Genomic DNA, 13,738 nt, shown 5'->3' on the forward strand with positions numbered 1-13,738 from the left:
AAATGTTTAAACTTGCTATATATGGAGTGAGACATTGAGGGCGGTGAACATGGTCACGATTTCAACGCTCTCTGTTTTTCATTTTGTGGAATCGGCGGCATCACTGCATCCATCAGCTCCAAATGCCCTTTGATCACACCTTTCAAAGCAATGAATTGTTGGCTTAGCGCTTTTAACTCTGTAGTTAAGCCCTGCAAAATCATCACTTCTAGAATTTTTTGCTCATCTAACTGAATATGCAGTGAGCTGACCAGTTGTTCTAAAAACTGCTGCTGTAAGTCCAGCAATTGGACTCTAAGTGGCGTAACACTGGCGTCATAGAGCAAGGTAAATGTCCCCACCATCACGGCGTTACGTTGCTCCTGATCCGCAATTAAATGTTTATTGATCATGTCGACAATTGCTTGAGAACGGCTTTCATAGTGCTGATCAACAATTTTCTGATCCAATGCATCGACAGTTAGTGCAGGCACAGTAATACTGATCCGTGCCAATTTATGTTTCGGCACATGCTTATCCTTTTTCGGATGAATCTTGCTTGATATAAATGCCCGCTCTAGCGCTTAGGATGGCAACCGCGAACTGTTTAAATACGATGAAGAATGCATTTAAGTCATCTTTGAATTGTTTAGACATTTGCTGCTCCTTTCGGTATTACCAAAAAAGGTTTTTGTAATACCTAGAACTAAGCAGAATACATGCCAATTTTTTTGATTAGACTGACAGCAATAGCACATTAAAAAGTTTATTTTTTGTGCAAAAAATATTTATATTTTTAAAATTGATACATCAAAGTGCATTTAGGGCTATTCAGCTTGACTTTTCATCCGTCAAAGGCCGAATGTTTACATCCCTAGAGGCAAAACACCTTATGGACATGAGATCGTATGTCCTCACAACTTTTAGTTTTCTCTCACTTATAAGCAAAAAAAATCGCCAGATGGCGATTTTTCTTTTATTGATAAACTTTTTGGAACTCACCCAAGATTGGAGCTGAGACGCCATCTTTATACACATATCGAGAGATAATACCTTGATCTGTATAAATATTCATTTTGATCGAATTTGTACCTTTTAAGCTACTCATCAAATTTACAGGCGCTAAAATATAATTGGTCGAACGGTTGGTACCTAAAACATGATCATGCTCGGTTGGCCCAGTGACAGCAAAAGTTTGAAAGTCTTTCTCATTTGTAAACTCAACTTTATGAATCTCATATTTATTGTAAGTACTACTCAAATGCATTTTTAACTTAAGCAGCTCTTTGTTGGATTCATTCCAGCTCACAGTGACCACTGGACAAAGCTCATTCTGCGCACAAATGAGTAACCCTGTGGTCCCCACATTTTGACGACTTGGGTCTGTAGAGGTTGTCGCACAACCTGAAAGCAACATCGCCCCCAAACTCATGAGTAGCCATTTTTTTGGCGATACGTTCGTTATCATTATATTTACTCCCAGAAACTTAAAAGGCTTTGAAATTCTAAAATGAAGCTTTGATTTTTCCCAGTCCCTATTTTTGACGAATCTGCACCTAAATCAAGCTTTTTCGTTCATTCAGGTTATAAATTTTAAAATTTGTATCTCTTTATACAAATATGAAAGAAAAGAACCCACTGAAAAGCTCGCTACTAACCAAGCACATGTATTCTTTTCTAATATGCTCTCAATGAATACTCAACTTTGCAAGCCTATCAAAACAGATGACAGAACATGACGAAGGGAATCAACATCCTTTATACTGGTTCTAAAAGCTCACCAAAGACATAGCCGCCGATGAAATTCTTTAGTTGCGCATCCTGTCAAAACCAAGTCTTTTTTGCCAACTCACAATGTGTGAGCTGCCAAACTACACTCGGTTATATTGCATCAGAAAAAGATATGGGGAGCTTTGAACAGCATAGCCCTGTGCTTTGGTTAGCGCTAAATAAAAAATACCAGACGAAGCGCTATAAGCCTTGTTATAACTATCAGCATCATCAGGTCTGTAATTGGGTTATACCTGCAGAGAGCAACGACATCTACTGTGAGTCTTGTGTACTCACATATACCATTCCTACTCTCGACAACCCTGATCATATCGTCTATTGGTCACGGCTCGAACATGCTAAACGGCGTTTTCTGTATTTAATGCAACGCCTGAATATTATGCCAAGGCCCAAATATAACGACGACGATCGCTACGGACTCCGTTTTAATTTTCTCATGCCTGAACCAGAGCACCCTGTGCTGACAGGACATGCTAACGGCGTTATCACACTCAATGCCAGTGAAGCAGATGTCATCTATAGGGAAACGACCCGTATTAAAATGGGTGAAAACTACCGTACACTTTTGGGACATTTCCGACATGAAAGTGGGCATTATTATTTTGACCTCATTAAATCGCTACATCCTGAGCTGGTCGACGAGTTCCGTCAGTATTTTGGAGATGAGCGTCAAGACTATAATGCAGCACTACAACGCCACTATGAAGATGGGGCACCGCAAAACTGGGACAAGTTTTATGTCAGCTCTTATGCCAGCACACATCCTTGGGAAGACTGGGCAGAAACATGGGCACACTATTTACACATGATGGACACATTGGAAACCGCTTACTATGCAGGATTAATTGTGCGCAATAATCGAAAAGATACCCATGACTTAACCTTTTACGAAAATCCAATCGGCGCTCAAGATTTTGATGTACTACTCAAACAGTGGATGACACTGACTTTTAACTTAAATGCGTTAAATCGCAGTATGGGTTTAGAAGATGCTTATCCATTTACGCTCTCAGGACCAGTCCTCGATAAATTACGATTTATACATAAACATGTTTTGGGTAAAGCCTTTGCTCGCCAAATTGCTTGAGCTGAATATAAGTGTTCTTAAGTTATGTCTAGGGACACAAAAGATCGGACCGAATTTGGATGTAACTCGTTAGAAATTATCTTAAAATGAAAGACATCTTTAGCCTATATAGATAACGTCCGTGCTAAAAACTATGCTTTTAACGAGACATCATGCTTTCACGCGACCAATCATTTTAGGGCTAACGATTGTTTTATTGCCGGCCTGCCAGTTGGTCAAAGTCAAAGAAAATAACATCCGTCAAGCTATTCGTAGTAAGTCTGAAAATATCTTAACCCACGACCAATTGAGTGCGGAAACCACCAGCTTACTCAAACTACTCAGCCTGACGCCACAGCAAGGCACCGCTGAGTTTGAAACATGTTTGAAGCGCTTAAACACACAAACGGATATTCCAGCAGATGAGCGTTATGCCGCGTTAAGTGAACTGTATTTGGCTCAAGCTTTAGAGCTCTCAAAACAACGCAACTGTACCCACGCACAGCCACATAGTGAAAATAATCACTGCTTAGAACAAAGCCTTGATGCCTTCGACCAGAGTTTACGTTATAGCTATGTGTATTTATTTAAAATGCAAGAAAGCCCAAGTACCCGGGTTTTTGATCAAAGACAAATGCATGTCCGCACTTTTTACAATGTCGCTTTGTCACGTTTAATTACCACGGCGTACCGTACGCAGCCTTTTCAACAAGTTCCCGCGCAACTCAACGTTCAACAACGTCAATATATTGTAAATTTAGAACACTATCCTGAACTGAAAAGTAAAACCATTGACCGAGTTCAATCCAGTTATAATTTAAACTTCTCGGGTTTTTATCAAGTCAACCGTCAAGACGGTCTGGGCGCAGAGTTTGTGGTTGTGGCTGAAGCGGATCCTATTCATAAAAATGATTTTATCCTTGACCCGATATCGTTTTATCAAAATCAAACCAATCCCAATATCCATCCTGCACGCTATTTGTCCGTAACCGCAGCGGCACAGCCATTAAAGCCTGAAAGCAGCATTGAAGATGTGCTTAATGGCAAAGCCATTTTTGAGATTGAGCTGTTTAATCCTTATACGCAAAAGTATGTAGACATACATCAACAAAAATACATTCTCACGGCGAATTATTCTGTGCCTTTTGCTTATTGGCTGGCAGAAAATAAACTGGGCTCTACAGGCTACTTAACCTTGCTCGATAAAACTGAGCGATTGCGTATGCCACATGTCTATATGCTTGAACCCTACCAACCGAATAAAAAAGTGATTGTACTTATTCATGGTCTCGCCAGCAGCCCTGAAACTTGGGTCAATCTGACCAATAACATTTTGGGGGATAAAGTTTTACGAGAAAACTTTCAGGTATGGCAGGTGTTTTATTCAACCAATATGCCAATTGTTGAAAGCCGCTTTCAGATTCATGCACTACTTAAACAAGCCTTTGCACAAGTTCAACCCAACTCTCGCTCGGCCAGTGACGCCGTGCTGATTGGACACAGTATGGGCGGCGTTATTAGTCGCTTACTGATTAGTGAGCACGATATTTCTGAGCAAGTGATTCCACTATTAAACTATGAGCAATACACTCGATTACAACAATACCCCGTAATCAAAGAACGTTTTCAATTTCATTCTGATTTACCCATTGGACGTGCAATTTTTATTGCTACACCTCACCGTGGTAGTGAACTGTCTGACCGCTGGTACATGGAATTGGTGAAGAAAATGGTGAAGTTGCCGATTACTTTCTTTAACCAAGTGGATATACAACTCAATGGTAGCTCTAGCACCAAAGGCATGGTGCAATCTGGCCCTGACGACTTAAGTCCAAAGTCACGCTTTATGGTCTTGACCAGTAACATCATGCCTGTATCCACAGTTCCTTATCATTCTATTATTGGCAATCACCGTCAGACCAATGACATACATGACATGAGCGATGGTATTGTGCCCTATTCAAGTTCACATTTAGAACAAGCAGTCTCTGAAAAAATTATTAAAGGCAACCACTCGGTGCATGAGGAAGCAGAAACATTATTAGAATTGCGTCGTATTTTGAGGCTACACCTTGAGCAAACTCAGGCCCAATAATCATTAATGCTAAAACTGTTCTACTGCTAGGCGACTTTTATCCAAATACTCTAATCCAGCTAAATGAGCATCGAAAACCTGAAAAGTAGCAGTTGTAAAACCTAAGGTACGGAAAGGTTTTGATATACTTGCTTTATCTAAAAAATACATACATTTATCTACTCGGAAATATCATGCACATTAAAAATCAAGTTGTACTGGTCACAGGTGGCGCACGCGGTTTAGGTCTTGCGATTACACACGCCTTAATCAATGAGGGTGCTCGTGTAGTCGTGAACTATTTGAACAGCCACGTTGCAGCTCAAGCCTTAATCCAGCAGTATCCAAAGCAGGTTTTCACCTACCAAGCTGATGTTACAGACAGTGCACAAGTCAAAAACATGTTTGATGCAAGCTTTCAGCATTTTGGACAGCATATCAATGCCGTGATTAATAATGCGCTCATTCAGTTCGAGTTTAATGGTGAGGCCCGCCCAAAAGTTCATGAGCTACGCTGGGAAACTATGCAACAACAATTTGAAGGTGCAGTTAAAGCCGCTTTGAATACAACCCAAGCAGCGCTTGAAGGTATGAAACAAAACCAGTTTGGGCGCATTGTAAACATCGGAACCAATCTGGTGCAGAACCCTGTGGTGCCTTATCATGACTACACCACGGCGAAGGCTGCACTGTTGGCATTTACCCGTACCTCAGCGCATGAACTTGGTCAATACGGCATTAATATCAATATGCTCTCTGGCGGTTTACTACAAACCATCGATGCCAGCAAAAGTACACCCAATGAAGTTTTTGATTACATCGCGAGTGCAACACCACTGCGTCGTGTAGTTACACCTGAGGAATTTGCTTCAGCCATTTTAATGTTCTTATCGCCATATTCTTGTGCTGTGACAGGTCAAAACTTGATTGTGGATGGTGGTTTAGTCAAAGGCTAATGAGCTTTAATCCCTAAACTCTGAATAAGCATGATTAAACAATCCATTTTTAAAATTCTCGAAGCTTCATCGACTTGAAGCTTTATTTAGATTCAAGTCTTCTTCAAAATTTGCTCATCCTAGCAAGGAATACAGTACGATGCTTTCTTTTCCCATTCGGCACCGACTGGCTGGTTTTTACTTTTTCTATTATTCCATTGTGGGCACGTTCATGCCGTTTTGGAGCCTGTATCTCGAAGATCAAGGCTTTAACTACAGTGAAATCGGTATCCTTTCCTCAATTGCGATCATTACCCGTTTTTTTGCTCCTTTTATTTGGGGCTGGATTGCAGATAAATCAGGGAAACGGATGCTCTTGGTCAGAGTCGCAACGTGGATGGAAGCCTGTATTTGGTTCATGATTTTTATCATTCCAAACTCCTTTCAGGCGATCGCCCTGCTCATGCTGATCTTTAGCTTCTTCCAAAACGCCATTCTGGCTCAGTTTGAAGGCGTAACTCTATTTTGGCTCGCGGAACAACGCAGTGCTTTGTATGGAAAAGTTCGAAAGTGGGGCTCGGTCGGTTTTATTGTCGGGGTTTTTGGTATCGGAGCCTTATTAGAAATTTTACCCATCTCTATGCTGCCAGTTTTATTGCTGTGTATTTCTTTTTTGGCCTTTATTTGGTCATTTAGCATAAAAGAACCGACCACTGCACCCCATTCACAAGGGCAGCTCGAGCCATTATTACCGATTTTAAAAAAACCCGTTGTAGCGGCATTTTTCGGTATCGAGTTTATTCTGCTTTTTTCGCATGCGCCCTTTTATAGTTTTTATAGCAACTTCTTAAAACAAGCCGGTTACTCAACCACAGAAATTGGTTTTTTGTGGGCTGTCGGTGTCATGGCCGAAATTATTATGTTTGCCATTGCTCACGTTTTTTTCAAACGTTTTTCATGGCGACTCATGGTGTCTATTTGTCTGATCCTCACGGCGCTACGATGGTTTATGGTCGGTTCTTTTCCACAAATCTTCGCGATCCAGTTCTTCGCACAAACTATCCATGCTTTTAGCTTTGGTTTATTTCATCTCATCGCAATGCGTATCATTTTCCAAAACTTTAGTTTAGGACAACAAGGACGTGGTCAAGCCCTGTATAGCACCATGTGGGGACTGGGTGTAGCGTCTGGAAGTATTCTTGCAGGACATTATTGGCACAGCCTGTCAGGCGAACTTATTTTTATTTTGGCAGGCTGTGCGGTTCTACTCGGTTTGGGTTTTATTCGCTACTTACCCAAAGAGGTTCAAGCTTAAAAAGTTCTCTTCTGATCTGTACACATAAATTGCAGCAGTTTCATTAATCAGCTTTCTAAACTTTGATTTCACTATATTTATGAAACCATGGCTGGGCCTGTTCAAGTTGACTAGCCAGCTGTAATAACAGATCTTCACGGGCAAAAGGTGCAATAAACTGCGAACCAAGCGGAAGATTGTCAGCATTCCAATACAAAGGTACAGACATCGCAGGTAAGCCAGTGATGTTAGCTAACTGAGTAAAAGGCACCCAACGCAAATTATCTTTCACAATTTTATCGACCAGTTTTCCTTGTGCCAGCAAATGTGCTTTGCCGACTTTTAGTAAGCTTTTTAAAATTGGTTTTTGCCATGATGGGGTAGAAATTTGCCCATTTTTGGGTGCGACTGAAGCTGTAGCAGGAGTCAGATAAAGATCATAATGATCAAAAAATTGGTTCATTTTGGTGACATATACTCCCCAATTATTCAGATTATGAATATATTCTAACGCAGTCGTTTTCGCACCAAAGGCAGCCAAAGCTAAAGAATCCAGCTCAAAATCTCCTGCTGTGGTCGGAACGTGTTGCTTGATCTGCTCTAACATATAAGAAAATTGACTAAACCACGTCGTGATGAAGTCTCTGGCCAAAGACATACCATCTATCTCAGGTTGTGCTTCGACCACTGTATGCCCTAAAGAGTCCAACAAACGTGCAGTATGCTGCACCGCATCAATTGCATCTTTAGACACTGGGGTTCCGATAGGCGATTGAGTACTAAATGCAATTTTAAGTTTTTTTACAGGCTGCTGTAGACAGGCCAAATAGCTTTGGCTGGGCAGTTCAATTTTAAACAGTGAACTATGCTCTGCACCCTGCGTTGCATCTAACATCGCTGCACTGTCTCTTACACTTTTACTCAATACATGCTGTATCGCAGCGCCGTGCATTGCCTCACTCATATCTGGGCCCCACGGCGTACGTCCACGACTTGGCTTTAAACCAAATAAACCGCAATACGATGCAGGAATTCGAATCGACCCGCCGCCGTCACCCGCACCTGCAATCGGAACAATTCCTGCGGCCACCGCAGAAGCGGAACCACCCGATGAGCCACCACTGTTATGTTTTAAATTCCAAGGATTATGACAGGCTCCCCAAGCATCTGATTCTGTTATGCCTTTGATACCAAACTCAGGGGTATTGGTACGGCCAAAAGTTAAAATGCCTGTGTTTTCCCAACGGTTTACAATTTCTGCATTATGTTCTGCAATATGGCCTGTGCGTTTAAATGCTTGGCATCCATAAGAGGTTGGATAACCTGCATATTCTTGAAATAAATCTTTTACTAAAAATGGCACCCCAGCAAATGGGCCAGACAATGCATTTTGCGCTCTGTTCTTGGCATAATCATGCATCGGAATAATAATCGCATTTAAAGCAGGATTGGTTTGTTGGCTACGCTCAATTGCAATTTGTAATAATTCGGCGGGATGGATTTGTTTTTGTGCAACCAACTCAGCCAAACCCAGCCCATCATAACGAAGGTATTCAGAAAAATTCATTTTTATCCAAGTATCTATAGTTTTTATTGTTTTATACTTTTACTAAATTTTAACCTATGAGGCAAGTTGTACTTGATTGCGTCCTAAAGTTTTGGCTTGATATAGCGCCCGATCAGCACGATTTAACAAGCTCTGTAGACTATTGTGAGCTGGTAAAACTTGATGCACCATACCAAGACTCACTGTCATACTCAAAACCGCATGCGCCACTTGGGTTTTTGAAGTAGCGACAGCACGACAGATACGTTCTGCGATGATTTGCGATTCAATCTCTGAAATATTATTTAAAACCACCACAAATTCTTCACCGCCCATACGCGCAAATAAATCCTGTTCACGCAAATTACTTTTCACCGTCGTGGCAAAGCTTTGTAGCAATACATCACCAATATAGTGACCATATTGATCGTTCATTTTCTTAAAGTGATCAATATCTAGCACAATGATACTCATCGATTTAACCAGATTTTCCTTCAATAAGTTTTCAGTTTGAGTGAAGAAAAAACGGCGATTTCCCACATGAGTTAAGGGATCATGGTTGGCCAGATAGAGCACTTCTTTATATAGATCATGACGATTACGACTCACAATACATAAAAGCAAAGGTGCAATCATCAACATGCACAGCCCTATACGCACCGAAATAGAAGTGGCCAAGAAGTTATCTGCTGTACGTGAAATATAATAGGTCGTTAAACTATGATACGTCACAAAACAAACCAAACTGTTAATAATACTCACATAAAATAAGTTGTAACTTAAAGCCGCCCAAATGAGCCCTGCTAGAGGGAAAAGTAAGGCACCAGGACCAAAGAACAGATGAGTACATGCCACAGAAATTAAAACTGAGAGTAAGGGTAAAACATCGACAAACTGGGTTTCGCACTGTCTACGGTTATTCCAAAGATACTTTAATTTCTTCGCTGCAGGAAAGGTCAACATGAGGGGTAAAAGTGAAATACAATTGAGAACTTCCCCTGTCCACCAAATATAAAAATCAGCCCACAAGTCTTGCGTGCTCATAAAGGTGTGTGGCATATACGGAACGACCGCAACGGCAAATATCGCACTGGAAAAACATCCAAGAAAAGCACAAACCAAGAAAAGATAAAGAAAATTTAAGCCTTTGTTATATGCACGATAGTCAATTTGTAAATAATGGATAAAAAATAACGAAACGCCTACCGTCATAAAATTGGCGATCGTTAAAGCCAAAGTCAGCTCAAGATGATTCCCTGTGACTAAGTCTGCCGACATATAACCAATAAATGCGCCCAACCAACCACCAGCATTTCTGAGTGGCTTAAACCGTAAAAATAAGCCGATCAGTACAGCATTAGCTGGCCAAAAATAAGCGAAATATGCAATCGGTCGAGTGAAAATACCAAACAAGCAGCAGACAAAAATCACCGCAGCAACAATCAAACATGCTCGGCCATGCTGTTTAAAATTCAACGATACTTCTGTGAGCTTAACTGCGTACAAAATATTCCCTCATTTTTACATGAGTTATGATTAAACATCATGTTTTCTACTGTCCATTTGCTTGCAAAGGATGCATTGATGAAAACCATCACAGATTGACAATATTTACTAAATAAACTCTATCGATTGTTCGTTATGGTTTCAATATGATTTTTTGATTTATATCCTGAATCTAGATATTTACGATTAAATGCTGATATCACTCTCACCCATAAAAAAAGCCTCCACATCGGGAGGCTTTTTGATCTTTGGACTTATTTTGCTTCAGACGCTGCCACTGGTGCTGATGCACCTGCTGCTTCAGACTCTAAAGGTGCAGCATCAATCATCTCTGGACTAACTTCAATATTGGTTACTGGTGTTTCAGCCGCTGAACTTTCCACTGGCGTTTGTTCAGTCTCTTGTTTTTTGTCACTACACGCAGCAAGCGACAGCATTGTTGCAGAAGCTAAAACCACCAAAGCCATTTTCATGTTAATCATTATTCACCTTCACATTAGTCATCAATTGCTTGAAACAATACTACTTATTTTTGCTCAAGTTTAAAGTATTCATTTGTGAGCAATCTTTTGAAATTAAGGCAGAATTATAACATCATTAAACAGAAATAATAAAAACAAGCTCGAAGCAAACTTGTTTTTATCTATCCAAGAATACACTCGAATTAAACAGGATACGCTGTCGCGACTTCCTGACTAATCATTGCCGCAGTTGCTGCAGATAGCGTCCAACCTAAGTGCCCATGTCCTGTATTAAAGAACACACGTTCTAGCTTTCCACGGCGAACTACAGGCATCATATTCGGCATCATGGGGCGAAGACCTGCCCAAGGGACCGCATGCTCTGTCGAAACTTTAAAGTTACGATTGGTCCAGTCAACAAGAGGTTGAATCCGATCTGCACGGATATCACGGTTATAGCCATTAAACTCAGCAGTGCCAGCGACACGGAAACGATCTTTACCTAAACGTGAAGTTACAATTTTCGCGCTTTCATCCAGCAAGCTCACCCACGGCGCATTTTGCTGACTCTCTTCGTCATTTAACATCACAGTAATCGAATATCCCTTTACAGGATAAACATTGACGCGTTCTTGAACCAATTCAGCCAATTGATAGCTACCCACACCTGCACAAACCACAACAGCATCGGCAGCCAATATCTCCACTTCATTTGGAAGCAGTTCAACATTTTCTGAACTTGGTTGTAACTTCACTTCAACACCTGAGCTTAAGTGCTGAATATCTGTCACATCCATACCAAAACGATACTTCACACCTAACTTTTTGGTGACTTCAGCCAAACCTGTGGTGTACTTATGAATATCACCCGTCGCATCACCTTCACAATAAAATCCAGCATAATAGTCGCCGGTCAATGTCGGCTCAATTTGCTTAATTTCTTCATTGCTTACGCCACAACGTTCAAGGCCACCTTTATTGAGTAAATCATTAACTCGAATAGCAACGTCATAATCTTGTTTATTATGATAAAAATGCAAAATACCACGTTTTTCTAAATTGAAGTCGATTGACTCTTTATCCGCAATTTCGAACAAGCGTTGTCGAGCCAATAAAGCCAAACGTACTGTTTCGTGGGTATTGGCCTCATAATGTTTAATATTGCCCAGAAACTCCATCAGCCATGCATATTTATGCACACTAAACGCAGGATTGAGCAATAAAGGGGCAGATTTTTGAGACATCCATTTCATGCCTTTCAGCACTGTCGATTTTTGGTTCCAAACTTCCGCATTACATGCAGACAGTTGTCCACCATTTGCAAAAGAAGTTTCCATGGCTGGAAATAAATGACGATCAACAACGGTCACTTGATAACCCAATTGACTTAATTCATATGCAGTAGTTACGCCTGTAATTCCAGCACCAATGACAACGACATGACACATAGACACCTCCTTTTTATTGTTTGATGTCAACCCCATCTGTCATGTGTACCTGAGAGCTTCGACCTAAAACATCCCATGATATTTTAAACCATCCCCTTCGGTGAGTGATTGAACACTTCTCTCCAGAGTTTTTTCATTATTACAGTCCTTTTGCCTGAGAGTTTCCGGGGTCGTTGCTCCTTCGGCGAATGCAGAACATTTCTCTCCTGCAATAATGCTTATTATTCTATGAGCAATTTATATACCATGTAATCATCCGGTTGGAAACTGCTCTTAAAGTATTATCTTTCGTTTATTTTTATAGAGCACAACCTCAGCTTAGGGCAAGCGTTGCACTATACTGATCAAAATTGCGCTGTTACTGCTTTAAAATAGGACATATCTATCGCGCACATCTGAGCTATGCTGAGGTCATCTAAACATCTTTGAGCATAGGTACGGTCTATACTCTTCGGATGTTTCATTTTATTTTTTCTCAACCTTAAAAGAATGAATAAGTTGTTCTGCATCTTGATAAATTTCTTGCCAATGTGGCAGTAACTCACTATGAAATTTTATAGTGATATAACTCGTATTAAACCCATAATTGGGCTGATGTGTATTAAATTCACATTTTGTTGCCCCATCCTTAAAATAAAGGCACTTAATGGTTAGGCTTACCCCTTTACCTTTACGCTCCTGCCAATACACCTTTTTTCCAACACCATCATCACTTTTTACCTCTATTTCGTAGAGTCCCAAATCTGAATTAAATGTTTTTGTTTCATCTATCCATACTTCACTTACCTCTTCTCCACCAGAAGACATTCCTTTTCTTAAGTATAGTTTTAAAAGCAAAAACTCATTAAAAAAGTCTTTACTTCCCTGCTCCTCTTTCCAAACTGAGCGTTGGTTTAATGCGATTGTGATATCATTTTTAAACTCAGAATCTAGTTTAAAGCCTTCTCTAGATGCTGTCATTTCAGGCCATTTCACTTTCAAAGAAATACTTTGAATTTGATCATCACAACCTCTGGCCTCGTGTTCTTTTTTAATATTTTTCCCCCAATAATTGACGCCTTGATAAGTCACTCTGCCATAATGTAAATACTGCTTATCAATGAGCATGTGCTGATCACCAAATTTTCCACAAGCATATAAGCGCGCTTTGACTTTTTCAGGGTCATGCATACTGTCGTAGCCATATATCAACAATGCAATAACCAAAACGGTGAGTAGTAATAAAAATATAATGGTGCATCGTCTGACTGTGCTTATTTTTTTATTCATACCACCCCTTCCTTTTTTCTTTTAAAAATTAACTCTCTAAATTTTCTTACTCAGTAAGACCAAATTTGGCACTTAACTTAATAGGTAAGATGCTGTTTTCTGAGTATCGTGATAACCATAGCGGGCATAATATGCCAACAGCTCTTTTCTTACATTTAAGATTAGCTTTCATACGTAAATAAAAAAAGTCAGACCGAAGTCTGACTTTAATGTGTATTCTCTTAAATATAAAGAGAATTTTCTAGGGCTTGTTGAGAATTAACAAAGGCTACTGATTAATTTATAATAGTACTATGGATAGATACATACTTACTGATGCCCAATGGGCAAAAATGGAACCTTTTTGCCTAGGTAAAGTGACCGATCGAG

The 13,738-nt window shown here is 40.2% G+C and carries 12 protein-coding genes and 1 riboswitch; of the genes, 4 read left to right on the forward strand and 8 right to left on the reverse strand.

Going from position 1 to position 13,738, the window contains the following annotated elements; translation table 11 throughout:
- Positions 1–53: 53 nt before the first annotated feature.
- The 3 genes from MF4642_RS11780 to MF4642_RS11785 all read right to left on the reverse strand — a co-directional run bounded on the left by MF4642_RS11780 (position 54) and on the right by MF4642_RS11785 (position 1,447).
- Entirely contained in the window at positions 54–509 is a 456-nt protein-coding gene (locus MF4642_RS11780) for a CopG family ribbon-helix-helix protein (RefSeq protein ID WP_078426337.1), read from the reverse strand.
- A 4-nt stretch (positions 510–513) separates the two neighbouring features.
- Positions 514–636, reverse strand: coding sequence for a hypothetical protein (locus MF4642_RS17260; protein WP_004693037.1), 123 nt, complete (start codon positions 634–636; stop codon positions 514–516).
- A gap of 319 nt (positions 637–955) precedes the next feature.
- Positions 956–1,447, reverse strand: coding sequence for a hypothetical protein (locus MF4642_RS11785; RefSeq protein ID WP_004693036.1), 492 nt, complete (start codon positions 1,445–1,447; stop codon positions 956–958).
- 330 nt (positions 1,448–1,777) lie between these two features.
- On the opposite strand from MF4642_RS11785, the gene MF4642_RS11790 reads away from it, so the two are divergent.
- The 4 genes from MF4642_RS11790 to MF4642_RS11805 all read left to right on the forward strand — a co-directional run bounded on the left by MF4642_RS11790 (position 1,778) and on the right by MF4642_RS11805 (position 7,160).
- Positions 1,778–2,857 carry a putative zinc-binding metallopeptidase gene (locus MF4642_RS11790; RefSeq protein ID WP_078426338.1) on the forward strand — a complete coding sequence of 360 codons (1,080 nt, stop codon included), beginning with the start codon at positions 1,778–1,780 and terminating at the stop codon, positions 2,855–2,857.
- Between the two features lie 133 nt (positions 2,858–2,990).
- Positions 2,991–4,931 (forward strand): esterase/lipase family protein, encoded by a 1,941-nt coding sequence (locus MF4642_RS11795; protein WP_078426339.1) that lies wholly within the window; start codon positions 2,991–2,993, stop codon positions 4,929–4,931.
- Between the two features lie 173 nt (positions 4,932–5,104).
- Positions 5,105–5,866 carry a 3-oxoacyl-ACP reductase gene (locus MF4642_RS11800; protein WP_078426340.1) on the forward strand — a complete coding sequence of 254 codons (762 nt, stop codon included), beginning with the start codon at positions 5,105–5,107 and terminating at the stop codon, positions 5,864–5,866.
- Between the two features lie 139 nt (positions 5,867–6,005).
- The gene (locus tag MF4642_RS11805) at positions 6,006–7,160 is read left to right on the forward strand and encodes an MFS transporter (RefSeq protein WP_078426341.1); all 1,155 of its coding nucleotides are present in this window, start codon (positions 6,006–6,008) and stop codon (positions 7,158–7,160) included.
- 55 nt (positions 7,161–7,215) lie between these two features.
- On the opposite strand, the gene MF4642_RS11810 is transcribed toward MF4642_RS11805, so the two are convergent.
- The 5 genes from MF4642_RS11810 to MF4642_RS11830 form a co-directional block, all read right to left on the reverse strand.
- Complete coding sequence (locus tag MF4642_RS11810; RefSeq protein WP_078426342.1) at positions 7,216–8,706, reverse strand: amidase; 1,491 nt, start codon at positions 8,704–8,706, stop codon at positions 7,216–7,218.
- Positions 8,707–8,760: 54 nt separating this feature from the next.
- Positions 8,761–10,191, reverse strand: coding sequence for a sensor domain-containing diguanylate cyclase (locus MF4642_RS11815; RefSeq protein WP_078426343.1), 1,431 nt, complete (start codon positions 10,189–10,191; stop codon positions 8,761–8,763).
- 254 nt (positions 10,192–10,445) lie between these two features.
- Positions 10,446–10,673 carry a hypothetical protein gene (locus MF4642_RS11820; RefSeq protein ID WP_078426344.1) on the reverse strand — a complete coding sequence of 76 codons (228 nt, stop codon included), beginning with the start codon at positions 10,671–10,673 and terminating at the stop codon, positions 10,446–10,448.
- 182 nt (positions 10,674–10,855) lie between these two features.
- Positions 10,856–12,100 (reverse strand): D-amino acid dehydrogenase, encoded by a 1,245-nt coding sequence (locus MF4642_RS11825; RefSeq protein ID WP_005399403.1) that lies wholly within the window; start codon positions 12,098–12,100, stop codon positions 10,856–10,858.
- A gap of 132 nt (positions 12,101–12,232) precedes the next feature.
- A riboswitch (glycine riboswitch) is annotated at positions 12,233–12,319 on the reverse strand.
- A 246-nt stretch (positions 12,320–12,565) separates the two neighbouring features.
- Complete coding sequence (locus tag MF4642_RS11830) at positions 12,566–13,369, reverse strand: hypothetical protein (RefSeq protein ID WP_227518544.1); 804 nt, start codon at positions 13,367–13,369, stop codon at positions 12,566–12,568.
- Positions 13,370–13,738: the final 369 nt, after the last annotated feature.

The organism is Acinetobacter sp. MF4642 (genome assembly GCF_002018925.1).
GTDB classification, from domain to species: Bacteria; Pseudomonadota; Gammaproteobacteria; order Pseudomonadales; family Moraxellaceae; genus Acinetobacter; species Acinetobacter johnsonii.